Below are 23114 nucleotides of genomic sequence, written 5' to 3'. Positions count from 1 at the left end.
GTTACTTAACCCTCGGTCGAAGGACACCCATCATGCGTCGCGCGTTGATCGTCGTAGATGTGCAGAACGACTTCTGCGAAGGGGGCAGCCTCGCCGTCTCCGGGGGCGCCGACGTGGCCGCCGCGATCACCGAGCTGATCGGCCAGGCTGCGGGTACCGGCTACCGCCACGTGGTCGCCACCCGGGACCACCACATCGCGCCCGGCGGCCACTTCGCGGACAACCCCGACTTCGTCCGCTCCTGGCCCGCGCACTGTGTCGCGGGCACGGAGGGGGTGGGCTTCCACCCGAACTTCGCCCCGGCGGTCGCCTCCGGGGCGGTGGACGCGGTCTTCGAGAAGGGCGCGTACTCGGCGGCCTACAGCGGCTTCGAGGGCACCGACGAGAACGGAGTCCGCCTCGCCGAGTGGCTCCGGGACCGCCACATCGACGAGGTCGACGTGGTCGGCATAGCGACGGACCACTGCGTACGCGCCACGGCCCTGGACGCGGTGCGCGAGGGCTTCCGCACCCAGGTGCTCCTCGACCTCACCGCCGGGGTCGCGTCCGAGACGACGGAACGGGCGCTGGAGGAGCTGCGCCAGGCCGGCGTGGAGCTGTCGGGCAAGCCGGTCGTCTCCTCCTGAGCAGGCCGCCGGCCGCCTCCGCCCTCAAGATCCAACCGAATTTGATCTTTCCCCTTACGCCCCGTGGCTCACCTATGTAATGTCCACGCCAGGGGGCGGTAAAGGGATGGTCAGCCGCGTGGCGGCTCTTTTCGGTGTGCCCGCACGACGGCACCGCTCCCGGGTAACGGAATCCTTCGTTTCAGGGAGTCACGTCAATGTCGGAACCGCTGCGCAGGCGCAGACCGCAGGCCCTCGGCCGGGTGCTCCAGGTGTTCCTGTTGTGCGCCTCGTTCGTCGCGATCCACTTCAGCACCGCCACCCCGGCCCAGGCCTACCACCATCTGTGCGGGAAGTTCTACGGGGTCAGCGGCAACGACCCCATCTCCTACCGCTACTACGACATCACCAGCACCTACTACAACGCCTTCAACGGCGCCCAGGGCCGCTGGGACGCCACCAGCGCGACCGGCTTCTTCCGGTACGAGAAGACCAACGGCGACCCCGAGATCGAGGTCCGCGACAAGTCGTACAGCTGGAGCTCCTGGGCGCAGACCTCGTGGCAGGGCTGCACGTTCGGCTACTGGAGCTACGACGAGGTCTACATGGCCTTCAACACCCGCACCATGGGCGGCCTGAGCGCACGCGAGAAGAAGATCGTCGCCGAGCACGAGCTGGGCCACGCCTACGGCCTCGACCACGAGTACTACACCTGCGCGAACCCCGGACCGGCTGTCATGCGTCAGGGCGAGGGCAAGTTCGGCTGTGGCGGTGACGGGCCCTGGTACGACGACGTCCAGGGCGTCAAGGCCAAGTACTGAGCGGTGCGGAGGAGAACAGTGATGAAGAGCATGCGTTTCCCCGTGGCCGCGGGTGTGGCCCTGGCCTGCCTGACGGCCTGCTCGGGCCCCGGCTCGTCCACCCAGGGCGACGGCAGGATGCACGTCGAGGCGGACTACGCCCAGTACGCCAGTGCCGAGGACGTCACCACGGCGGCCGACATCGCCATCACGGGACCGATCCTGAGCGTCCAGACCCGGGAGTGCGACGAGGGCGGCGAGACCTCGACCGAGCCCGCCATCGACCCGACGGCCCCGGACAGCACCGACCCGAGCCCCGACCCCTCGGCCGTCAGCTCGCCCGACCCGACGTCCACCCCGTCCGGCATCGCCGGTGACGGGCCGGGCGGCGAGAACTGCATGCCCATGGTGTTCCTGAAGGTCCGGGTCGCGGGCATGATGAAGCGCGGTTTCGGGGTCAACGACGGCGACGAGATCGTCGTCGGGAACATCGACACCGACGCGGTGTCCATGGAGGGCACCTCGCCGCTGACCGTCGGCAAGCAGTACGCGCTGTACCTGACACAGCTGGCCGCGGGCGACCACCCGGGCATCACCAGCGTGCCGCAGTTCTGGATCCCCGTGGGCGGCAACCAGGGCATCTTCGCCCTCGCCAAGGGCAGCGTCACGCCGGCCTCGGCCAACATCGTCGCCCTCACGGACACCGAGGCGCAGAAGAAGCTGCGCGCGAGCTCCGGGGCGTCCCGGCCCGAGCGGCTCCACACGACCGTGGACGGCCTGAAGAAGGCCGCCGAGGTGGCCGCCGCCAAGCAGCACCGCACCTCGCGCAAGACCGCGAAGTAACGGCGGTCACCCGGCCCGCACCGAGCGGCCCGCACCCCTGGGGCGCGGGCCGCTCGGTCACGCCTGGGTCACCGGCTGCCGCAGCAGGGCCCGGATCGGATGCCAGAGCTCAGTCACCGTGACACCGTTGTCGGGTGCGGTCCGCCATATCAGGCCATCGGGATGGTGCAGCACCGCCGTGATCTCGTCCGGGGTCGGCGGCGCCGCGTTGCCCCGCAGGTAGATCGCGCGCAGACCCAGGTTGCGCAGGCGGGTCAGAGCCCGGGCACGGTTCTGGGCGTGGACCAGTACGCGCACCCCGGCCGAGCCGCCGGCAGGCCCGGGGCTGGGCAGATTCAGCGCCACCACCACCATGCCGTTCGGCAGCTTGCAGAAGCCTCCTGCGGCCATGCGGTCACATCCCCGTTTCGGTCGGTGTCAATAAGCGAGCCACAGGACGCACCTAAACACGATCGGCGGCGACCCGCCAGGGGGTCACCGCCGATACGCTTCTGACCTGCGGAAATATCCGCTACTTCACCGCGGGGCCGACTTCCAGCTCGATCGTCGAGCCACCCTTGGCCTGCTTCGTGATCTTGATCTCGGTGTTGGTGTCAGTGATCTTGACGCCACCGGTCGGGTTCGACTTGTCGTAGTAGGTGCTCGTGTGGTCGTTGAAGACCGACACCCCCTTCTGCGACTTGATCTTGGTCGCCTTGTCCGCCTTGTGCAGCGTGAAGGCGTCCGTCGCGTCGAGGCTGAACGGCGAGTCGAAGGCCTGGATGCGGTTGCGCAGCAGCGTGCCGTCGGAGTACTTCAGCGCCTTCCAGTGCGCGTCGACCGGCAGGATCAGACCGGTGCCCGGGTGCTCACTGGCGTTGGTGTTGTTGTCCGCCTGCGAGGTGTCCCACTTCCAGATCAACAGACCGTTCTGGTACGGGTAGTGCTCCACCCAGTCCGGACGCGACGTGAAGCCGAAGTTGTACGGGCCGACCTTCAGGGTCTTGTCGTACGACACGTACTGGCGGTTCTCGGCGAGGTAGTACTGCTTGTAGTCCTTGGTGAAGGACGCGCCGATGCGGGAGAACCCGGCCGCGGTCCAACCGGCGTCCGCCGTCTCGGCGTTGTCGGAGAACAGCGCCGTGCCGTCCGCGGTCACCGCGATCTCGTCGGCCGTGAAGCCCTTCTGCGACACACCGCCGTCCGTCAGGTAGCGGAAGCGGACGTCGATCTTCTTGCCCGCGTAGGCGTCCAGCGAGTACGACAGCTTCTTGTAGCCGTCGACCGTGCCGGTCAGGGCGGGCTTGCCGGAGGCGTCGCGCGGGATGGCCTGGCCGTCCACCGTGCCGTCCAGCGCGGTCCAGTTGGCGCCACCGTCGGTCGACACCTCGGTGTAGAGGTAGTCGTAGCCGTTCTCGATGTCGTACCAGCCGTCGAGGGTGAGCGCGGCCGACGTCTTACCGGTGAGGTCCACCGAACGGGTCAGCGTGTTCTTGAGGTTGTCACCGCTGCCGCTCCACCACTGGGTCGCGCCCTGCGCCGGGGTGACGATCTCGGTCTTGACCGCCTTGGTGGGCAGCGTGACGACCAGCGCCTGGCGGTACTTGGTGTTGTACTCGGCGACGCCCAGCTTGTGCCAGGAGGAGATGCCGGCCTTGGCGGTGTCGTAGTTCAGCCAGCCCAGCTGCAGCTTGTCCCAGGCGTTCATGTCGCCGGGCAGGTTGCCGATGGACTCCTTGCCGGTGCCCAGCCAGGAGCCGGAGGACATCAGCGTCCAGAAGCCGGTGGAGTTGTCGCCACCGCTGGTGTCGTACTCGTCCGGCAGGCCGAGGTCGTGGCCGTACTCGTGGGCGAAGACACCGAGGCCGCCGTTCTCCGGCTGGATGGTGTAGTCGCCGACCCAGACACCGGTGTCGCCGACCTGCGCGCCGCCGAGCTTGTTGTTCGCCGGGCCGGTGGCGCCGGCGTCGGTGCCGAAGGCGTACCAGCGGTGGGCCCAGATCGCGTCCTCGCCCTGGGCGCCGCCGCCCGCGGACTCGTCCTCACCCGCGTGCACGATCTGGAAGTGGTCGACGTAGCCGTCGGGCTCGTTGAAGTTGCCGTCGCCGTCGTAGTCGTAGCGGTCCCACTGGTCGTACTTGGCCAGGTCCGTCTTGATGTCGGCGTCGGACTTGCCGGCCGCCTTCTGCTGGGCCACCCAGGAGTTCAGGCCGTCGCTGACGACGTTCCACACGCTCGGGCAGTTCTTGGAGCCGCAGGCGTTGTTGCCGTAGCGGGCCTCGTTGTAGGGGACCTTGACCCAGTCGGAGACCTCACCGTCGACCGAGTAGCGGCCCGAGGACTGCTTCTCGTAGTACTTCTTCAGCGACTCGGTCTTCTTGCCGGTGCCGAAGTAGAGGTCCTGGTAGTGCTTCTGGTTGTAGTCCTTCTGCCAGGCCGTCGAGTTGTCCTTCTTACGGTCCGGCGCGGCGATCGTGTTGTGCAGCGGGCCGGGGGTACCGCCGAACTTGGGGTCCTTCTGGTCCCCGAACTCCACCAGGATGGTGAAGATCTTGTCGGTCTTCTCCCGGCTCAGCTCGACGTACTTGCTGTCGCCCTTCTTGCTCTTGAGCTGGACGACCTTCGAGCCGTTGCGGTCCTCGGCCTTGACCTTGCCCGATATGAGCTGGTTCAGGGCCTCCTGACGCTGGGCCTTCTGCGTCTTGCTCATGGGGCCGTCGAGGTCGTGCGACTGCTGCTTCACCGGGGCCGGGTCGTGCCGGTTCGCGGCAGCCGAGCCGGCCGTGGTGCTCGCCTCGGCGACGGCGAACGTCGCGAAGGTGGCGGAGGCCGCGGCGAGCGCCACGCCGATGGCGGCAGCTCTGAACGTCCAGGGTCTGCTGGTCACTTGAGTTCCTCCCCCGCGCCGCACACACGGACAGGGGGGTCCTCGGTCATGGGAAGGGTCCGTGCGCGCATGATCAACGCGTGTAATCAAGTGACGACATTTGACTAGAGGTTTAGAAGAAAAGACAGACCTTGACTTGAGCAGGACAAGTGCACTATGCGGAGCGGGCGTTCGCTTTACGAACACGCTTACCTGTCGGTCAACGGGCGCGTGCGCCCGTCCACTTCCCGGACCCCATGACTCCGTGCGCCCCCCGTGCACCGGTACCGTGGGTTAGGTCACGCTTACCACGCGTCCGGCTCGGGCATGCACGCGATGAGAGTCGAATGGCGCCCCCACCTTTCTTCCGAGGACACGATTGCCATGCCTCGTCCGACCGCCGCACAGCTCGCTTACGGTTCGTGCACCGTGATCTTCTCGACGCTCGCCATGCTGCTGCTGTCCCAGACGAGTTCGGGCCTCGGGGTCACCGTCATCGCCCTGGCCGCGCTCGCGCTGGGGCTGCTCGTCGCGATGACGGTGCCACTGCCCAGGCCGCGCACGATCGCGCCGCCGGCCGAGACCGCGCCCGAGAGCGAACGGGTCCCGACCACGTTGTGAACGACGCGCACGCACGGCGCACACGAGAGCGGCGGGTCCGTGGGAGCTCGGACCCGCCGCTCTCGTGTGCGCCGTGCGTCTCACACCGCACTGCTCACACCGCACTGCTCACACCGCACTGCTCACACGGCGGCGCTCACTCGGTGCTGACCTCCACGGTCTTGGCGGCCTTGTCGTGCAGGCCCTGCTTGTAGGGCTTGTCGAAGTAGCTCCAGCCACCGCAGATCACCGTCCAGATGCAGGCGCAGCAGAAGGCGAACGGCAGCCACAGCACCAGGGCGCGGATCAGCGAGGTCTGCATCGAGGGCGTGGCACCGTCGTTCAGGTTGGCCACCCGCATCTTGAACCACTTCTTGCCGAGGGTCTGCCCCGTCCTGGCGATCATGATCGTGTCGTAGGCGACATAGAGGACGGCGGCGACGAAGGACTGCCACAGGGACCGGCTGACCTCGACCCGCTCTCCGTTCATGGAGTACTGGTGGACGCCGAGCGGCCAGGTGACCAGCCAGACGACGATGCCCACCAGGATCATGTCGATGATGCGCGCGATGGTGCGCTTGGCGCTGTCGGCGAGCGGCGGCATGCCGGCGAGCGGGTCGGCCGGGTAGCCCGGACCGCCGGGACCACCGGGACCGCCGTACGGGCCGCCACCGTAGGGCTCGCTACCGCCGTAGGAGGGTGGCTGCTGGCCGCCGTAGGGCGGGGGTTGCTGGCCTCCCCAGGGCGGGGGTTGCTGCCCTCCGGGCGGCGGTTGCTCGCCGCCCGTGGGCGGGGGCTGGCCGCCGGGCGGTGGGGGCTGCTGGGCTCCGGACGGGGTGTCGTACGGCGAGCCCGACGCCTGGTCCGCGGGGGGCCGCTTCCTGAACGGGTCGTCCTCGGGGGGCTGCTCTCCGGAGCCGGGGGGCGGTTCGCTGCTCATGGCCCGAGTTGACCGCGAACGCCCCGGCTCCGCATCCGGCGGGCGGCCGTACGGGGTACGGAGCCGCCCGTCGGGTCAGCTCGCGACGAAGGTGTGGGCCGCCTTGTCGTGCCAGCACTGGTGCCAGGGCCGGTCGAACACGCACCACAGCACGCCGACGATCCCGATGCCGAGCAGGCCCGGAATGCTGTACACCAGCCAGCGGCGCAGGGCCGCGCCGAACGTCGGGGGCTCGTGCGCCTCGATGTCCCGGACCTCCAGGCCGCACAGCTTCTTGCCGAGGGTGCGGCCCCACTTGGCGGTGGGCAGCACCTCGTACAGAACACCGAAGAGGAGGAGGACGGCGAGGACGACACCGAGGGCGGTGCCGGTGGTGCCGTCGAGCAGCCAGACCGTGACGGTACGGCCGGACAGCTTGGCCTCGTCGATCTTCTGCTGGACGTGGTCGACCGTCTGTGCGGCGAACGGGACCGCAGCGGCGGCGGTGACGGCGCCGACGACCAGGCTGTCGAGCAGGCGGGCGGCGAACCGCCTGCCGAGGCCGGCCGGACGGGCCGCGGCCTGCCGGCGGGCGGCCGCCTGGAAGATGTCCTCCACCGGCGGCTTCCACGGAGCGACCTGCTCGTCCGCGCCCCCGGCCAGCTGGTGCACCTGCTGGGCCCAGGAAGCCTGCCCACCGCCCTGCCCCGAGGTCATCGGGGTACCGGAACCGGCCTGTTGCGGCACCGAGGGGGCCACGGGGGCGGAGGCCTGGGGCGCCTGAGGAGTCTGTGCGGCCGCGGCACGAGCGGCGGCGGCCTTCCCGGCACCGAACCCGGGACCGGTGGGCGCCGCCGACCGTGCGCCGGGCGCCCCGATCGGACCCTGCGCAGCGGGTCCGCCGAGTCCGCCCGCGGCAGCACCACTTGGGCCACCGGGCCCCGCGTGCGGTGCCCCGACCGGCCCCTGGGCCGCGAAGCCACCGGCAGCCGCCGAGCCGGACGCCTGCGCGGCAGGGCCCGCGGTACCGGGCCCACCGGACGCCGCCCCCGCACCGGAGGCCGGCGCGCCGAAGCCGCCCGCACCGGGCCCTGCCGGACCCGCGCCGAAGCCGCCCGCACCGGGACCGTCCGCAGCCGCCGGACCGGAGGCCGGTGCCCCGAAGCCGGGCGTGCCGGAGGAGTCGGGCCTGCCGGGCTGCCGGCCCTGGCCCGGTCCGAACGTCATGGTGCCGTCGTCCGTGACCGCCGCGGGGCCCGGGACCGGGCGGCGGAAGATGAAGGTGCCGCCTGGGTCGGGAGCGCCGTCGTCCGCGGGCGGGATCGACGCCGTGCCGTCGGTGCGGGCGGCGTGGCCGGACGGCTGGGAGGGGTTGTCCGCGGGGACGCGGGGGTCGGTGCCCCAGGCGGACGGCCGGTCCTGCCGGGAGGGGTCCGGCTGCGGGTCCTCGTCGAAGAAGTGCGGGCCCGTCTCCTCGACGGACGGCGCCGCCGGGCGGGCACCGGGCGGCGGGGTGAGCGGTTCGCCGTCCTTCGGCGCCGGCCGGCTGGTGCCCGGCACCCAGGAGGCGCCGTTCCAGTACCGGACGTAGCCGGGGATGGACGGGTCCGGGTAGTAGCCCTCGCGGGGCCTGTCTTCACCGGGGGCCGGGGTTGGGGCGCTCATGTCCGTCGTCCCGTATCTGCTCGGAGGTGGGATGGGGTCCCCCACATCTATCAGACCGGGGCACGCCACACCGCCACTCCCGCCGTACCCACCCCTTTCCGGGCAACGCCGTGCCCGGGTCCCACACCTGGGCCGAAAAAGTTTCCCGAACCCGCGTAATGCCCGTGCCCCTGCCCCCTCTCCCTGGTAAGGGCCCGGTCCGAAGGGCCCCGGCACAGAGGAGAAGCAGGTCATGCATCACACCGCGGTGGAGCGGGAGCTGGAGTTGCGGCTCATCCTGTCGCCCGAGCGGAGCATCCCGGTCCCGGCCCGGCTCAGCTACCGCCCCGACGACCCCTACGCGATCCACATCACCTTCCACATCAACTCCGAGCACCCCGTCAGCTGGACGTTCGCCCGGGAACTCCTCGTGGAGGGGGTGTTCCGGCCGTGCGGGCACGGGGACGTGCGGGTGTGGCCGACCAAGGTCGACGGGCGCAGCGTCGTGCTGATGGCGCTGAGTTCGCCGGACGGGGACGCCCTGCTGGAGGCGCCCTCCGCCCAGGTGTCGGCCTGGCTGGAGCGGACGCTGCGCGTGGTGCCCCCCGGGACCGAGGGCGGGCAGCTGGGCATCGACGACGCGCTCGACCAACTGCTCGCCCGGTGAGGGCACGGTCCGAGAAGGCAGGGTCAGAACAGCTTGCCGGGGTTGAGGATGCCGAGCGGGTCGAAGACGTGCTTCACCGCCCGCTGCATCTCCACGCCGACCGGGCCGATCTCCCGCGCCAGCCACTCCTTCTTCAGGACGCCCACCCCGTGTTCGCCGGTGATGGTGCCGCCGAGTTCCAGGCCGAGGGCCATGATCTCGTCGAAGGACTCGCGGGCCCGCCGGGACTCGTCGGGGTCCTGGGCGTCGAAGCAGACGGTGGGGTGCGTGTTGCCGTCGCCTGCGTGCGCGCAGACCCCGATGGTGAGCCCGTACTTGGCGGCGATCTGTTCGACGCCGGCGAGCATCGCGCCGAGCTTCGAGCGGGGCACGCACACGTCGTCGATCATCGTCGTGCCCTTCACCGCCTCCAGCGCGGTCAGCGAGAGCCGCCGCGCCTGGAGGAGGAGTTCGGACTCGGCGGCGTCCTCGGCCGGGACGACCTGGGCGGCGCCCGCGGCCTCGCACAGCGCCCCGACGGCGGCGAGGTCGGCGGTGGGGTCCGGGGTGTCGAAGGCGGCCAGCAGCAGCGCCTCGGTGGTCTCCGGGAGACCCATGTGGGCGAGGTCGTTGACCGCCTTGACGGTCGTACGGTCCATCAGTTCGAGGAGGGAGGGCACGTGCCCGCCCTCCATGATCCGGCACACGGCTTCGCAGGCGGCGGCCGCCGAGCCGAACTCCGCGGCCAGCACGAGCTGCTGGGGCGGCTTGGGCCGCAGCCCGAGGACCGCGCGGACGACGATGCCGAGCGAGCCCTCGGAGCCGACGAAGAGCCGGGTGAGGTCGTAGCCCGCCACGCCCTTCGCGGTGCGCCGGCCGGTGGACATCAGGCGGCCGTCGGCGAGGACGACCTCCAGGCCGAGGACGTACTCGGCGGTCACGCCGTACTTCACACAGCACAGGCCGCCCGAGCCCGTGCCGATGTTGCCGCCGATGGTGCACATCTCCCAGCTGGAGGGGTCGGGCGGGTAGTACAGGCCGTGTTCCTCGACGGCGCGGGAGAGGGTGGCGTTGATGACGCCCGGTTCGACGACGGCGATCCGGTCGACGGGGCTGATCTCCAGGATGCGGTCCATCCGGGTGAGGGACAGCACGATGCAGCCGTCCGTGGCGTTGGCGCCGCCGGACAGACCGGAGCGGGCGCCCTGCGGGACGACCGGGACGCGCAGCTCGGTGGCGGTGCGCATGACGTGCTGGACCTGCTCGACAGTGCGCGGCAGGACGACCACGGCCGGGGCGCCGGCCGGGCAGAAGCTCGCCATGTCGTTGGCGTAGGAGGCGGTGACGTCGGGGTCGGTGAGGACGGCCTCGGCGGGCAGGCCGGCCAGGAGCCGGTCGGTGAGGTTACCGGTGTGTGCTGCGTCCTCGTCGCGACGCGCTTCGATTCGGCTCATGATCACAGCGTCGCACCCGGGGCCATCGGTGTGAACCCCGTCCGTGCCCCCCTTGGGCCACCCGGACGTGTCCGGCGTACTGCCGCACAGTGAGCGGCATGGAGATCCGACAGTATGGCCACTCCGTCCCCGGTACGTCCCAGGTGCCCGAGCCGCCTCCCCCGCGCCGCCCCCGAAGGTGGCTGCGGCGCATGCTGGTCACCGCGTGTGTCTGCGGGGTCGCCGCGGGCGCGGCCCTGATCCTGCTGCCGGCCGAGCCGCACCACCGGGCCGCACCGGCCGCGCCGGGCCCGCGGGCCCAGGCCCGGGTGCAGGCGCAGACGCTGGCCGCGGTCACCTCCGGGATGCCGGCCGCGCTTCCGGAGCTGGCGGCGCTGATCGGACAGCAGGAGAGCCGGGTGCGGGCCCAGCCGCGGGACGCCCGGGCGTGGGCGGTGCTGGGGAGCGCGTACCTGGAGCAGGGGCGGCACAGCGCCGACGCGGCGAACTATCCGAAGGCCGAGCGGGCGCTGCAGACCTCGATGGAGGTGCAGGGCACGGGCAACGCCCAGGCGCTGGGCGGGCTGGCCGCACTGGCGAACGCGCGCCGGGACTTCCCGGCGGCCAAACGGTACGGCGAGCAGGCGCTGAAGCTCGCGCCGAAGCGGTGGACGTCGTACGCACCGCTGATCGAGGCCTACAACGGGCTCGGCGACTACAAGGCGGCCCGCAGCGCCCTGGACAAGCTGATGGGGCTGCGCACCGGCGCGGCCGAGCGGCCCGCCGTGATGGCGCGGGCCTCGGCGGTCTACCGGGACCGGGGCTGGCGCGAGGACGCCGTGGCCCAGCTGACGGACGCCGCGTCGGCCGCCCGTACCCCCGCCGAGCAGGCCGCCTATCTGACCGGGGTCGGGCAGCTGGCCTGGGAGCGGGGCGACCGTGAGGACGCGCTGCGGCACTTCCGGGCGGCCGTGCGCCTGGACCCGGACCAGCGGGCGGCGCTCGCCGGACAGGGGCGGGCGCTGGCCGCGCTGGGCCGCACCGACGAGGCGCTCACCGCGTACCGGACGGCCCTGGCCAAGCGGGCGGACCCGCAGGTCGCGCTGGAACTCGGCGAGTTGTACGAGTCGCTGGGGCGGTCCGGACAGGCCGAGGAGCAGTACGGGCTGCTGCACCAGTGGGTAGGGCAGGCGGTCGCGGGCGGGGTCGACGAGGAACTGCTGATCGGGCAGTTCGAGTCCGACCACGGGGACCCGGAGGACGCGGCGGTGCGCCTGGAGGAGGAGTGGCAGCGCCAGCCCGGGATCGAGGTGGCCGACGCCCTCGGCTGGGCGCTGCACCGGGCCGGCGACGACGAGGAGGCGCTGGACTACGCCACGACGGCGACGGACAAGACGAAGGGCGGCGGGGTGCGCAGCGCGCTGTACACGTACCACCGGGGCATGATCGAGCTCGAGCTGGAGCAGTACGGGCCGGCCCGGCGGCACCTCGAGGAGGCGCTGCGGATCAACCCGTACTTCTCGCCGCTGCGGGTCCCTGTGGCACAGGCGGCGTTGCAGGGGCTCGATGAGCTGCCGGAGGAGCCCCTGCCGGCCGATCTGTCCTAGGGATGCCGCGTCACAGGTTGCCGCGCTTCGCCTGCTCGCGCTCGATCGCCTCGAACAGGGCCTTGAAGTTGCCCTTGCCGAAGCCCATCGAGCCGTGCCGTTCGATGAGCTCGAAGAAGACGGTCGGCTTGTCCTGGACCGGCTTGGTGAAGATCTGCAGCAGGTAGCCGTCCTCGTCGCGGTCGGCGAGGATCTTCAGTTCGCGCAGGGTCTCGATCGGCACGCGGGTGTCGCCCACCCACTCGCCGAGCGTGTCGTAGTACGAGTCCGGGGTGTCGAGGAACTGGACTCCGGCCGCGCGCATGGTGCGGACGGTCGCGACGATGTCGTTGGTGTTCAGCGCGATGTGCTGGACGCCGGCGCCGCCGTAGAACTCCAGGTACTCGTCGATCTGGGACTTCTTCTTGGCGATCGCGGGCTCGTTGATCGGGAACTTCACCTTGAGGGTGCCGTCCGCGACGACCTTCGACATCAGCGCGCTGTACTCGGTGGCGATGTCGTCGCCCACGAACTCCTTCATGTTCGTGAAGCCCATGACCTTGTTGTAGAAGCCGACCCACTCGTTCATGCGGCCGAGTTCGACGTTGCCGACGCAGTGGTCGATGGCCTGGAAGGTGCGCTGGGCGGGCGGCTGGACGATCGGCGCGGCGGCCGCGAACCCGGGCAGGTACGGGCCGTCGTAGCCGGAGCGGTCGACGAGGGTGTGGCGGGTCTCGCCGTAGGTGGCGATCGCGGCGAGGACGACGGTGCCGTGCTCGTCCTTCAGCTCGTACGGCTCGGCGACCGAGCGGGCGCCGTGCTCGATCGCGTAGGCGTAGGCACGGCGGGCGTCCGGGACCTCGATGGCCAGGTCGATGACGCCGTCGCCGTGCTCGGCCACGTGCCGGGCGAGGAACTCGCCCCAGGCGGTGCTCGCCTTGATCACCGAGGTGAACACGAAGCGGGCGGAGCCGTTCTCGAGCACGTAACTCGCGGTCTCGCGGCTGCCGTTCTCCGGTCCGGAGTAGGCGACCAGCTTCATGCCGAAGGCGGTGGAGTAGTAGTGCGCCGCCTGCTTGGCGTTGCCCACGGCGAAGACGACCGCGTCCATTCCCTTGACCGGGAAGGGGTCGGCCTGCCGGGCGGTGTCGGGAGTGTGGTGTGTGGTCTGCGTCATGCCGGAAGGGTGGCCCCGACCTGCAAGGTGCGCAATAGTTTCTTTGTTCACTGGGCAATCTGCCCAGCGGTGTGACCGTTTCTGCGGTCCTTCTGTACAGGATGACCACCCCGGGAGGCGCCGTGGCGATCGATCATCTGGACGGCCGGATCATCGTGCTGCTGGCCCGGGAGCCGCGCATCGGCGTGCTGGAGATGTCCCGGCGGCTCGGGGTCGCCCGGGGGACGGTGCAGGCGCGGCTGGACCGGCTTCAGTCGAATGGAGTGATCCGCGGGTTCGGGCCCCAGGTGGACCCGGCGGCCCTCGGCTACCCGGTCACCGCGTTCGCCACGCTGCAGATCCGGCAGGGTCAAGGGCCAGATGTCCGTGCGCACTTGGCAACCGTGCCGGAGGTGCTGGAGCTGCTCACCACCACCGGCAGCGGGGACATGCTGTGCCGCTTGGTGGCCCGCTCGAACGCCGATCTTCAGCGGGTGATCGACCGGGTCATCGGTTTTGATGGCATCGTCCGGGCCTCCACGGCGATCGTCATGGAGAACCCCGTTCCGCTGCGGATCATCCCGCTGGTGGAGCAGGCCGCCGAGGACAGTCGGGAAGGGACCTAGCCGACCTGGAGCACCGTTGAGCTTCTGGGAGTACCTGAGCAGCCGCCGTCGGCAACCGCTCACGGACGACCCTCATGAACTCCGTGCACGGACTGCTGGAGGCCGACCGTCCGGACGCCGTGGACCACCGGCACGAACCGGCGGCGGCCCGCGCCCGGCGCGACGGAGGGGGGAGGACGGCGTGAGCACCGCCCGGCACCCCGGGGGCGAACACGAGGTCCGGCCGACCCGACGTGCCACGGACAAGCGCGGGGCCGGGCTTGCCCGCCATGACGAGGACAAGGGTGAGGCCGGGCTCGCCCGCCGCCACGAGGTCGAGCACGAGGCCGGGATCGCCGACCGCGACGAGGGCAAGCGGGAAGCCGGGGACACACACCACGACGAGGACAAGGGTGAGGCCGGGCTCGGCCGCCACCCCGGGAGCGAGCACGCGGCCGGGTCCACCCCTCGTGACGCGGGCGAGCACAAGGCCAGGTCCGCCCCACGCGACGAGGGCAAGCACCGGGCCGGATCCGAACTCCGCGACGCGCGCGCCTCGGACCAGGAGGCCCCGTCGCCACGGCCGGACCCGCCCGCGCGCCGTCTGACCTGGCAGCGGCTGACCCTGCTGCCCGCGTTCCTGGTCGCCCTGCTGCTCGGCACCTGGCTGTGGTTCCGGCAGGCCGACCTCGACCCCGTCTCCGCGGACGCGCTGTCCGGCGGACGGGTCTCCGGGGCGCTGTGGCAGCACGTGCGGCTGACGGCGCTCTCGACCTTCCTCGTCCTGGCCGTCGCGATCCCGCTGGGTGTCCTGCTGACCCGCCGGGCGTTCCGGAGGGTCACCCCGGCGGCGATGACGGTCGCCGGCTGGGGCCGGGCGACGCCGGCGATCGGCCTGCTCGCGCTGCTGGTGATCGTGCTCGGCTCGGGCACGAGGGCGGTCCTGATCGGCATCGCCGTCTACGCGGTCCTGCCCGCCCTCGCCCACACCCTCGCGGGCCTGAAGGCCAACGACCCGGCCCTGCTGGAGGCGGCCCACGGTATCGGCATGTCCCCGCTCGCCGTCCTCACCCGCGTCGAACTCCCCCTCGCCGCCCCGCTGATCCTCGCGGGCGTCCGTACGGCCCTGGTCCTCAACGTCGGTACGGCCACCCTGGCGGCGTTCGGCGGAGGCGGCGGCCTGGGCGTGCTGATCACCACGGGCATCGCCGACCACCGGATGCCGGTGCTGGTGCTCGGCACGGTCCTCACCCTCGCCCTCGCCCTGCTGGTCGACTGGCTGGCCTCGCTGGCGGAGGCGCTGCTGCGGCCGCGGGGGCCGGATTCGATGCAAAGAAGTCCTTGCAAAGGACTCTTTGCATAGCTATCTTTGTACGCATGACGGAGCACGAGGAACGGAAACAGCGCCGGCTGGATCCCCGCTCGCTGCGGGGGCTCGCGCACCCGCTGCGGATGCAGCTGCTGGACACACTGCGCCAACGCGGACCCGCCACCGCCTCCCAACTGGCGGAGCGGCTCGGCGAGTCCAGCGGCGCGACCAGCTACCACCTGCGCCAGCTCGCCGCCCACGGCTTCGTCGAGGACGCACCCGAGCACGGCAAGGGCCGGGAGCGCTGGTGGCGGGCCGTGGACCAGGGGATCGTCTTCGACACCGACGAGTTCGAGGGCGCCGGCCCCGAGGTCAGAGGACTGGCCGAGGTGTTCCTGCACGAGGTCGCCGGCACCCACGCCCGCGAGCTGGCCACCTGGCTCAGCACCCGGGACCAGTGGTCCGCGGACTGGTCCCGCGGCTCCGACATGAGCGACGCGACGCTACGGCTCACACCCGAGCTGGCCGCCGAACTCGTCGCGAAGATGCACGCCCTGATCGACGACTACCGCAGCCGCGGCACCGACACGGACACGCCCGGTTCCGAGCAAGTACGCATCCACACGCACCTGTTCCCCATCGAGACCGACTGAGACGGACTGAGAGGCCCCGCCATGCAGCTCACCACCCAGCTCGCCCAGCAGCACGTCGCCGACCTGAACGCCGAGGCCGCCGCCCACCGCCTCGCCACCGAGGCGAAGCCCCCGGTCGAACTGCGCACCCGCGTCGGCTGGACCCTCGTGGAGGTCGGCCTGCGACTCGCGGCCACCCCGAAGCCGACTCCGGCCGTCGCCTGACAGCTCGGGGCGTCGACCGGCAGCCCGGAGCCTCGGCCGACGCAGCCCGGAACGTCGCCTAACAGCTCGGAACCGAGCCCTTCCCCTTCTCCAGCGCCATCAGGGAGTCCACCGCGCTCTTGAGCGTGGTCACCGGGACCAGCCGCAGCCCCTCGGGCAGCTCGGCCTTGGCGTCGCGGCACTCGGCCTTCGGCACCAGGAAGACGGTGGCCCCGTCCCGCCGGGCGGCCTGCGTCTTCAGGGCCACCCCGCCGACCGCGCCGACGTGCCCGGTGGCGTCGATCGTCCCCGTACCGGCGATGGTGCGGCCACCCGTGAGGTCGCCGCCGCTGCCGTCGCCGTTCAGCTTGTCGATGATCCCCAGAGTGAACAGCAGCCCCGCACTGGGCCCGCCCACGTCGGCGAGCTTCAGGTCGACCTTGACCTTGTCGGCTCTCAGGTCCAGGTACTTCAGCGCCGCCTGGGTCGCCGCGTCCTGGGACTGCTGCATCTGCTCCGCGTTGTGCTTCTCGATCTCCTTGACGCTGTTGCCGCTCGGGTAGACCGCGTCGCGGGGCATCACGGCCCGGTCCGTGCGGAACCAGTTGCCGATCACGTCCTTGAGGGACACCCGGGCGTCCGGGCCGGTCGCCTCGATGGTCGTCATCCGCAGCTGCCCGCCGGTCGTCCGGGTGGGCGCACCGGAGACGGTGATCACCGGGGTGCCCTGGTTCTTCCCGAGCACGTTCGCCGTCATCCCGGGCTGCGCCACCGAGAACGGCAGCGGCGCGAGGACCGCCGTGGCGAGCAGGGCCACGACGGGCACGGCGCAGACGGCGACGGCCTGGGAACGCGTGAGACGTGAGAGCACGTAATCAATCTACGTGACGGCCACCCGCCTCCCCCCGCCTCCTATGCGGCGTACAGGTCCCGGCGCTCCCGGGTGAACCGGCGCAGCGCGTCCGGCAGCGGCTCGATGCCGATCCCGGGCGTGGTCGGCACCGGGAGGTGGCCGGCCTCCAGGACGAACGGCTCGGTGATGTCCTCGGCGAAGTAGCGCGAGGAGGCCGAGGTGTCGCCGGGCAGGGTGAAGCCGGGCAGGGCGGCCAGGGCCAGGTTGGGGGCGCGGCCGATGCCCGTCTCCAGCATCCCGCCGCACCACACCGGGACGCCGTGCGCGTGGGCCACGTCGTGGACGCGGCGAGCCTCCAGGTAGCCGCCGACCCGGGCGGGCTTGACGTTCACCACCCGGCAGGCGTCCATGGCGATCGCGGCGGCGGTGTCGCGGGCGTGGTGCAGGGACTCGTCCAGGCAGACCGGGGTCGTCAGGCGTTTCTGGAGCTGCGCGTGGGCGTGGAGGTTGTTCTCCTCCAGCGGCTCCTCGATCAGCAGCAGCCCGAACTCGTCCAGCCGTCGCAGGTGTTCGGCGTCCGCGAGGGTGTAGGCGGTGTTGGCGTCGACCTGGAGGGGCAGCCCGGCGCCGAAGCGCTCGCGGACCGCCCGGACCGGCTCGGCGTCCCAGCCGGGCTCGATCTTCAGCTTGATGCGGACGTACCCCTCGGCGAGGTAGCGCTCGACGTCGTCCAGCAGCTCGGGCACGGAGTTCTTGATGCCGACGGAGACCCCGGCGGGCACCCGGTCCCGTACGGCGCCGAGGTAGGTCGCGAGCGGCATGCCGTACGCCCGCAGCTCGGCGTCGAGCACCGCGGTCTCCAGGGCCGCCTTCGCCAGCTCGTGCCCCTTGACCTTCGCCGTGGCGGGGGCCAGGGCGGCCGTCGTGAGGTGCGGCAGGGCGGCCGCACGGGGCAGCAGGAAGTCGCGCAGCACGATCTCGGCGCCGGCCACGAACTCCGAGCAGTACAGCGGCTCGGGGTCGGCGGCGAACTCCGACCAGCCCTCGGCCTCGTCCGTGACGACGTGCAGGAGGAAGGTGTCCTTCGTCGTCATGGTGCCGAAGGACGTGCGGAAGGGCGTGACCAGCGGGATCGCCACGTGCACGATCTCCACGCGCTCCAGCTTCATGCGGCCGCCTCCGTCCGGGTGAGCGTGTACCAGCCGTCGCGGGACATGCCCGTCGCCCGGAAGCCCGCCACGAAGGACTCCAGGAACACCTCGCGCACGGCGTGCCGCCAGCGCAGGGCGAGCGCGGGGTCGGCCGCGCGGAGCGCGACGATGTCGTCGGGGACCCGGCACCAGACGTACCGGTCGGCGAGGTCGCGGCGGGCGAGCGGGCCGCCGTCGGGGGCGGTCCGGGTCACCGGGCCGTGGACGTCCACGTCGTACGGCGGTCGCGGCGCCGTCAGATCCCAGGTGACCGTCAGCCGGTCGCTCTCGTCGCCGTCGTTCACGCCGTCCGTCATGGGGCCGTAGAAGTCGACCAGGTACTCGGTGCCGACGGCGCCCAGCTTGACCAGGTTGAAGCGGGCGTTGCGGCCGACCAGCGGGTCGAAGGTCCAGCGCATGGTGCGGGCGCCGAGCCCGACGGCCCAGTCGCGCTGCGCCTGCTTCACTGCGTGTCCGAGGCCGCGGTCGGCGGCCGCCACCAGCGAGTACGTGCTGCGCTCCGCCGCGAGCACGGCCACGGCGGCCCCGGCCAGTCGCTGCCCGTCGTACACGGCGTGCACGGCGCCACCGGCGTGCACCAGGCTGTGCAGCACCTCGGCCGGGTAGGGCGGCGCGGTGCGGGGGGTGTGCCAGACGTCGCTGAAGTGGTCGGCCACGGCCGCGAGCCCGGCGACGTCGTGGACGGTGCGGATGGTGACACCTGTGGTCATGACTCCTGCTGTCATGGGACGAGTCTCGGAGGCTACGCGGAGCCACGTGTTGTGCGAGCGGCCAAGGGATGCGTACGTTCGTTTCAGCATCAGCCAAGCCGACCCCGCGAGGACTCCCATGGACGCGTGCACCCTCGGCGACCTCCTGGACGTCGTCGGCGGCCCTGCCGTGCACCTGCACACCGCCCCCGCCGGGCAGGGCGTACCGGTCACCGAGGCGGTGCTCCACGACGGCCGGACCCCGCTCCCCCGGCTGCCCGGCGGGCTGCTGCTGGCGGTCGGGGTGCGGGCGGCAGAGGCCGGGCCCCTGGTGCGGGCGGCGGCGGAGGCCGGGCTGACCGGGGTGGTGGTGCGAGGCCCGGACGGGCCGGTCGGGGAGGCCGAGGCGCACGGTGTGGCACTGCTGTCGGTCGCCGAGGACGCGGCCTGGCACCGGGTGCACCTGCTGCTGGCCTCGGCCATCGGCGCGCGGCCCGCCGCCGCCTCCGACACCGGCCTCGGTGACCTGTTCGCGCTGGCCGACGCGATCGCGGCGGGGACCGGCGGGGCCACGGCGATCGAGGACCCGCGGCAGCGGATCCTGGCCTACTCGACCGTCCCCGGGCAGCCGGTGGACGAGGACCGGCGGCAGGGCATCCTCGGCCTGCAGGTGCCGGCCAGCGCGGAGAACACCGAGCAGTACCGGCGGCTGTTCGCGGCCGACCGGCCGGTGCGGCTGCCCGCGCTGACCGGCTCGGGCCTGCCCCGGCTCGCGATGCCGGTGCGGGCCGGCGGGGAGACGCTCGGCTCCGTCTGGGTGATCGACGGCGGTTCGCTCGCCCCCGACGCCGAGGACACCCTCGTCCAGGGCGCCTCCACCGCCGCCCTGCTCCTGCTCCGGGCCCGCGCGGCCCGCGAACTGGCCCGGCACCGGGGCAGCGACCTGCTGCGCCGCCTGCTGGAGGGCACGACGGACGCGCCGACGGCCGCCCAGCGGCTCGGTGTCCCGGGCCCGGCCCGGGTGGCCGCGTTCGTGCTGGACTCCGCCGCGAGCGTGCCGGACGCCGAACGGACCGCGCTGCGCCTGCTGGACGTCGTACGCCTGCAGTGCGAGGCGCGCTACGGGCGGCACGCGTGCGTGCTGGTGGACGGGGTGGTGTACGCCGTGCTCCCGGCGCCCGGAGCCCAGCCGCAGGGGCGCGCCGGTGTCGAGCGATCATGGGGGTCCCCCCGCTCGAGCGAAGTCGAGAGTGGGGGAGCGCGCAGGCCCGAAGGGCTGAGCACGGTCGGTCGCTCGACACCGACTGAAGCGCCGCGGAGGCGAACAGGTGGACACGGTCACAGGTCGCTGGCCGAGGACATCGTCGGGCGGGCCGGGCAGGCGCTTCGGGTGCCGGTGCGGGCGGCGCTGGGCGAGGTGGTGCCGGACGCGGCCGGCCTCGCGGACTCCCGCGCGGACGCGGACCTGGTGCTGCGGGTGCTCGACGCGGAGCTGCCGGTCGCCACGGTGGACGAGGTGCGCCCGCGCGTGACCCTGCTGCGACTGGCCGAAGTGATGGGCGAGCGGCGGGAGTTGAGCGCGGGCGCGTGGCGGCGGGTACTGGCGTACGACGCGGAGAACGGTACGGAGTACGCCCGCACGCTGGTGTGCTGGTTCGACGCGGGCTGCGACATGGCGGGCGCGGCCAAGCTCCTCGCCGTGCACCCCAACACCTGCCGCTACCGGCTCAAGCAGCTGCAGCAGCACGCCGGGGTCGACCTGGACGACCCCGACGAACGGCTGGTGCTGTGGCTTCAGTTGAGGGCACTGGCCGGGCTCAGCGGAGCCACCGCCTGAGCCGCTCCTCGCACTGCTGCAGGTGCTCGACGGGAACGTACTCGCCCGCTGTGTGGGCCAGCGACGGGTCCCCGGGGCCGTAGTTGAGGGCGGGCACGCCGAGCGCGGCGAACCGGGCCACGTCCGTCCAGCCGAGCTTGGGCCGGGGCTCGGCGCCGAGCGCGGCGACCAGCTCGCCGACCCGGTCCAGACGGGGCAGGGCGCCCGCGACGACCTCGGTGACCCGGACCTCGTACTCCGGGAACAGCCCCCGCACGTACGCCTCCGCCTCCTCGGCCGAACGGCTGGGTGCAAACCGGCAGTTGATGGTGACGACACACTCGTCCGGTACGACGTTCCCGGCGACCCCGGCGCGCACCGCGACCGCGCTCAGCCCCTCCCGGTACTCCAGCCCGTCCACGACGACCCGCTCGGGCGTGTGCTCGTCGAGCCGCCGGAGCACCCGGGCGGCCTTGTGGGCGGCGTTGACGCCCTGCCAGGCGCGGGCGGTGTGGGCGCGGGCGCCCTTGACGACGATGTCGGCGGTGAGGATGCCCTGGCAGCCGGCCTCGACACCGGCGTCGGAGGGCTCCATGAGGATCGCCAGACCGGCCTCCTCCAGCAGCTCCGGCCGCGCGGCGCCGATCCGGGCGAGCCCGTTGCGCTCCCCCTCGACCTCCTCGCACTCGTAGAAGACGTAGGTGAGGTCGCGGACGGGCTCGGTGACGGTCGCGGCGATCCGCAGCGCCACCGCCACCCCGCCCTTCATGTCGCAGGCGCCGAGCCCGTGGACGCGCCCGCCGTCGAGCCGGGAGGGCAGGTTCCCGGCGGCGGGGACGGTGTCCAGGTGACCGGCCAGCACGGCGCGTTCGGACCGGCCGAGGGTGGTGCGGGCGACGACGGAGTTGCCGACCCGGTCGACGGTGAGGTGGGACAGGGCACGCAGGGCCGTCTCCACGGCGTCCGCGATCCGCTCCTCCTGTCCGCTCTCGGAGGGAAGGTCGACGAGGGCCCGGGTGAGCGTGACGACGTCGGTGGTGAGATCCAGGGCGGTCATGCGGGGTCCTCGTGCGGTGCGTCGAGCTTGGAGTGCCGGATGCCGTAGAGGCCGTAGATCACGAGCCCGGCCGCCATCCACGCCCCGAAGGCGATCCAGGTGTCGGTGCCCAGGCTGAACAGCATGTAGACGCAGAAGCCGACGCCGAGCAGGGGCGTGACGGGCGAGAGCGGGACCCGGAAGGAGCGCGGGGCGCCCGGGCTGCGCCGGCGCAGGATGACGACGGCCAGGTTGACCAGCATGAACGCGAAGAGCGTGCCGATGCTGGTGGCGTCGGCGAGGCTGCCGAGCGGGACGAGGGCGGCGAGTACGGCGATGAAACCGGAGACGATGACGGTGTTGGCGCGCGGCACCCCGGTACGCGGGTGGACCTTGGCGAACAGCTCAGGCACCAGCCCGTCCCGGGCCATCGCGAACAGGATGCGGATCTGCCCGTACTGCACGGTGAGCACCACGCTGGTGGTGGCGACGACGGCCCCGACCGACAGCAGGATCGGCCACAGGTTCCCGCCCCCGACGGACCGCACGAGGACCTGGCTCAGGGTCGCCTCGGTCCCCGCGAACTGCTTCCACGGCATGGCACCGAGCGCGGCGACGGCGACGAGGACGTACAGGGCGGTGACGAGGACGAGGGAGAGGATGATCGCGCGCGGCAGGTCCCGCTGGGGGTTCCTGGCCTCCTCACCGGCCGTGGAGGCGGCGTCGAAGCCGATGTAGGAGAAGAAGAGGGAGGCCGCACCGGCGCTCATGCCGGCGGCGCCGAGCGGGAAGAGGGGGTGGAAGTTCCCGGCCCGGAAGGCGGTGAAGGCGACGGCGCAGAACATCACGAGCGCGGCGATCTTGACGCCGACCATGACGGTGTTGGCGACCGCGCTCTCCTTGGCCCCGCGCAGCAGGACCACCATCGCGAGTACGACGATGAGGGCGGCCGGAATGTTGAGGGTGCCGCCGAGCCCGGGCGGGGCGCTGAGCGAGTCGGGCAGCGTGACGCCGAAGGCCAGGTCGAGCAGCTCGTTGACGTACTGCCCCCAGCCCACGGCCACGGCGGCCACGGACACCCCGTACTCCAGGATCAGACACCAGCCGCACACCCAGGCGACCAGCTCGCCGAGGGTGGCGTAGGCGTAGCTGTACGACGAACCCGACCCGGGGATCATGCTGGCCAGCTCGGCATAGGAGAGCGCCGAGAACAGGGCGGTGACGCCGGCGAGCACGAAGGACACGACGATCGCGGGACCGGCCTCCGGTACGGCCTGCCCGAGCACGACGAAGATCCCGGTACCGAGCGTGGCCCCCACACTGAGCAGCGTGAGCTGGGCGACCCCCATGGTCCGCTTGAGCGGACTGGCAGCGGCCTCACCTACGAGCGTGCCCACGGCTTGTCGCCGGGTGAGCCGGCCTCCGCGCGCTGTCCGCTGTCCGGCCTGTGGCCGGCTCTCGACTCTCTCCACCGTGCCGTTCCCTCCGCATCGGGGCTGTATGGCCCTTGATGATGCGGAGGGGCGGTCAGCAGGAGGTGGGGGGAACGGCCAAAGGTCGAGGTCGACCATTGGCGGGATGGCCAAAGCACTGGCCCGACAGTGCCTCGGTGGCGAGCGGTACGCATCAAAGGGGCGCGGGGCTGCATCGATATGCGGCTCCGCCGCGTGGGCGCGACCAGC

22 protein-coding genes are annotated in these 23114 nt (G+C 71.9%); 11 read left to right on the top strand and 11 right to left on the bottom strand.

The features are described 5' to 3' along the window. The first annotated feature begins 32 nt into the window (after positions 1-32). The 3 genes from ACIF83_RS00545 (at position 33) to ACIF83_RS00535 (ending at position 2248) form a co-directional block, all read left to right on the top strand. Positions 33-626 (top strand): nicotinamidase, encoded by a 594-nt coding sequence (locus ACIF83_RS00545; protein ID WP_393463941.1) that lies wholly within the window; start codon positions 33-35, stop codon positions 624-626. Between the two features lie 197 nt (positions 627-823). Continuing rightward, the gene (locus tag ACIF83_RS00540; RefSeq protein WP_393463938.1) at positions 824-1426 is read left to right on the top strand and encodes a hypothetical protein; all 603 of its coding nucleotides are present in this window, start codon (positions 824-826) and stop codon (positions 1424-1426) included. A gap of 21 nt (positions 1427-1447) precedes the next feature. Further along, positions 1448-2248 (top strand): hypothetical protein, encoded by an 801-nt coding sequence (locus ACIF83_RS00535; protein WP_399722504.1) that lies wholly within the window; start codon positions 1448-1450, stop codon positions 2246-2248. Positions 2249-2305: 57 nt separating this feature from the next. On the opposite strand, the gene ACIF83_RS00530 is transcribed toward ACIF83_RS00535, so the two are convergent. Continuing rightward, positions 2306-2638, bottom strand: a complete 333-nt coding sequence (locus ACIF83_RS00530; protein ID WP_393463933.1) for a hypothetical protein — start codon at positions 2636-2638, stop codon at positions 2306-2308. 121 nt (positions 2639-2759) lie between these two features. Then, positions 2760-5114, bottom strand: a complete 2355-nt coding sequence (locus ACIF83_RS00525) for an immune inhibitor A domain-containing protein (protein WP_399722501.1) — start codon at positions 5112-5114, stop codon at positions 2760-2762. A gap of 363 nt (positions 5115-5477) precedes the next feature. Here ACIF83_RS00525 and ACIF83_RS00520 point away from each other — a divergent pair, with 363 nt between their 5' ends. Further along, positions 5478-5714: a hypothetical protein gene (locus tag ACIF83_RS00520; RefSeq protein WP_145882537.1), complete on the top strand. Its 237-nt coding sequence runs from the start codon at positions 5478-5480 to the stop codon at positions 5712-5714. A 136-nt stretch (positions 5715-5850) separates the two neighbouring features. Here the strand turns inward: ACIF83_RS00520 and ACIF83_RS00515 are convergent, their stop codons facing one another. Beyond that, positions 5851-6633 (bottom strand): RDD family protein, encoded by a 783-nt coding sequence (locus ACIF83_RS00515; RefSeq protein ID WP_393463927.1) that lies wholly within the window; start codon positions 6631-6633, stop codon positions 5851-5853. A gap of 75 nt (positions 6634-6708) precedes the next feature. Next, positions 6709-8277: an RDD family protein gene (locus ACIF83_RS00510; RefSeq protein ID WP_399722497.1), complete on the bottom strand. Its 1569-nt coding sequence runs from the start codon at positions 8275-8277 to the stop codon at positions 6709-6711. Positions 8278-8509: 232 nt separating this feature from the next. On the opposite strand from ACIF83_RS00510, the gene ACIF83_RS00505 reads away from it, so the two are divergent. Then, positions 8510-8923, top strand: a complete 414-nt coding sequence (locus tag ACIF83_RS00505; protein WP_399722494.1) for an SsgA family sporulation/cell division regulator — start codon at positions 8510-8512, stop codon at positions 8921-8923. Between the two features lie 23 nt (positions 8924-8946). Here the strand turns inward: ACIF83_RS00505 and ACIF83_RS00500 are convergent, their stop codons facing one another. Then, positions 8947-10362 carry an FAD-binding oxidoreductase gene (locus tag ACIF83_RS00500; RefSeq protein WP_393463918.1) on the bottom strand — a complete coding sequence of 472 codons (1416 nt, stop codon included), beginning with the start codon at positions 10360-10362 and terminating at the stop codon, positions 8947-8949. Between the two features lie 92 nt (positions 10363-10454). On the opposite strand from ACIF83_RS00500, the gene ACIF83_RS00495 reads away from it, so the two are divergent. Then, entirely contained in the window at positions 10455-11942 is a 1488-nt protein-coding gene (locus tag ACIF83_RS00495) for a tetratricopeptide repeat protein (protein ID WP_399722491.1), read from the top strand. 10 nt (positions 11943-11952) lie between these two features. Here ACIF83_RS00495 and hppD read toward each other — a convergent pair whose 3' ends face one another. Further along, positions 11953-13098: a 4-hydroxyphenylpyruvate dioxygenase gene (gene hppD / locus ACIF83_RS00490; protein WP_393463912.1), complete on the bottom strand. Its 1146-nt coding sequence runs from the start codon at positions 13096-13098 to the stop codon at positions 11953-11955. 122 nt (positions 13099-13220) lie between these two features. Between hppD and ACIF83_RS00485 the strand changes: the two genes are divergently transcribed. From ACIF83_RS00485 to ACIF83_RS00470, 4 genes are all read left to right on the top strand, one after another. Beyond that, a complete protein-coding gene (locus ACIF83_RS00485) occupies positions 13221-13703 on the top strand; it encodes an Lrp/AsnC family transcriptional regulator (RefSeq protein WP_393466876.1) in 483 nt (160 codons plus the stop codon). Positions 13704-14034: 331 nt separating this feature from the next. After that, positions 14035-15045: an ABC transporter permease gene (locus tag ACIF83_RS00480; RefSeq protein ID WP_399723129.1), complete on the top strand. Its 1011-nt coding sequence runs from the start codon at positions 14035-14037 to the stop codon at positions 15043-15045. Between the two features lie 14 nt (positions 15046-15059). Further along, complete coding sequence (locus tag ACIF83_RS00475) at positions 15060-15644, top strand: ArsR/SmtB family transcription factor (RefSeq protein WP_393463906.1); 585 nt, start codon at positions 15060-15062, stop codon at positions 15642-15644. Positions 15645-15665: 21 nt separating this feature from the next. Next, positions 15666-15848 (top strand): hypothetical protein, encoded by a 183-nt coding sequence (locus ACIF83_RS00470; RefSeq protein WP_398139018.1) that lies wholly within the window; start codon positions 15666-15668, stop codon positions 15846-15848. Between the two features lie 58 nt (positions 15849-15906). On the opposite strand, the gene ACIF83_RS00465 is transcribed toward ACIF83_RS00470, so the two are convergent. Genes ACIF83_RS00465 through ACIF83_RS00455 form a run of 3 tightly spaced genes read right to left on the bottom strand, consistent with a single transcriptional unit; the run spans position 15907 to position 18601 of the window. After that, on the bottom strand, positions 15907-16698 hold the full coding sequence (locus ACIF83_RS00465; protein ID WP_399722486.1) for a S16 family serine protease: 792 nt from the start codon (positions 16696-16698) through the stop codon (positions 15907-15909). Positions 16699-16739: 41 nt separating this feature from the next. Further along, positions 16740-17849 (bottom strand): o-succinylbenzoate synthase, encoded by a 1110-nt coding sequence (gene menC / locus ACIF83_RS00460; RefSeq protein WP_393463897.1) that lies wholly within the window; start codon positions 17847-17849, stop codon positions 16740-16742. Continuing rightward, entirely contained in the window at positions 17846-18601 is a 756-nt protein-coding gene (locus ACIF83_RS00455; RefSeq protein ID WP_399722483.1) for a chorismate synthase, read from the bottom strand. The genes menC and ACIF83_RS00455 overlap by 4 nt, the downstream gene beginning before the upstream one ends. 118 nt (positions 18602-18719) lie before the next feature. Here ACIF83_RS00455 and ACIF83_RS00450 point away from each other — a divergent pair, with 118 nt between their 5' ends. Further along, the gene (locus ACIF83_RS00450; RefSeq protein WP_399722480.1) at positions 18720-20417 is read left to right on the top strand and encodes a PucR family transcriptional regulator; all 1698 of its coding nucleotides are present in this window, start codon (positions 18720-18722) and stop codon (positions 20415-20417) included. On the opposite strand, the gene dapE is transcribed toward ACIF83_RS00450, so the two are convergent. Together dapE and ACIF83_RS00440 are read right to left on the bottom strand one after the other, a co-directional pair. Continuing rightward, complete coding sequence (gene dapE / locus ACIF83_RS00445) at positions 20398-21453, bottom strand: succinyl-diaminopimelate desuccinylase (RefSeq protein WP_399722477.1); 1056 nt, start codon at positions 21451-21453, stop codon at positions 20398-20400. The genes ACIF83_RS00450 and dapE overlap by 20 nt on opposite strands. Next, positions 21450-23003, bottom strand: a complete 1554-nt coding sequence (locus ACIF83_RS00440) for an amino acid permease (RefSeq protein WP_399722474.1) — start codon at positions 23001-23003, stop codon at positions 21450-21452. Before ACIF83_RS00440 ends, dapE begins: the two co-directional genes overlap by 4 nt. Between the last annotated feature and the right edge of the window lie 111 nt (positions 23004-23114).

Origin of the sequence: Streptomyces sp. NPDC085866 (assembly GCF_044541035.1) — a bacterium.
GTDB lineage: Bacteria > Actinomycetota > Actinomycetes > Streptomycetales > Streptomycetaceae > Streptomyces.
This window is presented reverse-complemented; position numbering and strand designations above follow the sequence as displayed.

Bases quoted from the DNA above. Each gene is read 5' to 3' on its own strand.
- hppD (WP_393463912.1), bottom strand. From the start codon at position 13,098: ATGACGCAGACCACACACCACACTCCCGACACCGCCCGGCAGGCCGAC.
- ACIF83_RS00510 (WP_399722497.1), bottom strand. From the start codon at position 8,277: ATGAGCGCCCCAACCCCGGCCCCCGGTGAAGACAGGCCCCGCGAGGGC.
- ACIF83_RS00450 (WP_399722480.1), top strand. From the start codon at position 18,720: ATGGACGCGTGCACCCTCGGCGACCTCCTGGACGTCGTCGGCGGCCCT.
- ACIF83_RS00540 (WP_393463938.1), top strand. From the start codon at position 824: ATGTCGGAACCGCTGCGCAGGCGCAGACCGCAGGCCCTCGGCCGGGTG.
- ACIF83_RS00520 (WP_145882537.1), top strand. From the start codon at position 5,478: ATGCCTCGTCCGACCGCCGCACAGCTCGCTTACGGTTCGTGCACCGTG.
- ACIF83_RS00475 (WP_393463906.1), top strand. From the start codon at position 15,060: ATGACGGAGCACGAGGAACGGAAACAGCGCCGGCTGGATCCCCGCTCG.
- ACIF83_RS00535 (WP_399722504.1), top strand. From the start codon at position 1,448: ATGAAGAGCATGCGTTTCCCCGTGGCCGCGGGTGTGGCCCTGGCCTGC.
- ACIF83_RS00455 (WP_399722483.1), bottom strand. From the start codon at position 18,601: ATGACCACAGGTGTCACCATCCGCACCGTCCACGACGTCGCCGGGCTC.
- ACIF83_RS00545 (WP_393463941.1), top strand. From the start codon at position 33: ATGCGTCGCGCGTTGATCGTCGTAGATGTGCAGAACGACTTCTGCGAA.
- menC (WP_393463897.1), bottom strand. From the start codon at position 17,849: ATGAAGCTGGAGCGCGTGGAGATCGTGCACGTGGCGATCCCGCTGGTC.
- ACIF83_RS00495 (WP_399722491.1), top strand. From the start codon at position 10,455: ATGGAGATCCGACAGTATGGCCACTCCGTCCCCGGTACGTCCCAGGTG.
- ACIF83_RS00515 (WP_393463927.1), bottom strand. From the start codon at position 6,633: ATGAGCAGCGAACCGCCCCCCGGCTCCGGAGAGCAGCCCCCCGAGGAC.
- ACIF83_RS00470 (WP_398139018.1), top strand. From the start codon at position 15,666: ATGCAGCTCACCACCCAGCTCGCCCAGCAGCACGTCGCCGACCTGAAC.
- ACIF83_RS00440 (WP_399722474.1), bottom strand. From the start codon at position 23,003: ATGGTCGACCTCGACCTTTGGCCGTTCCCCCCACCTCCTGCTGACCGC.
- ACIF83_RS00530 (WP_393463933.1), bottom strand. From the start codon at position 2,638: ATGGCCGCAGGAGGCTTCTGCAAGCTGCCGAACGGCATGGTGGTGGTG.
- dapE (WP_399722477.1), bottom strand. From the start codon at position 21,453: ATGACCGCCCTGGATCTCACCACCGACGTCGTCACGCTCACCCGGGCC.
- ACIF83_RS00505 (WP_399722494.1), top strand. From the start codon at position 8,510: ATGCATCACACCGCGGTGGAGCGGGAGCTGGAGTTGCGGCTCATCCTG.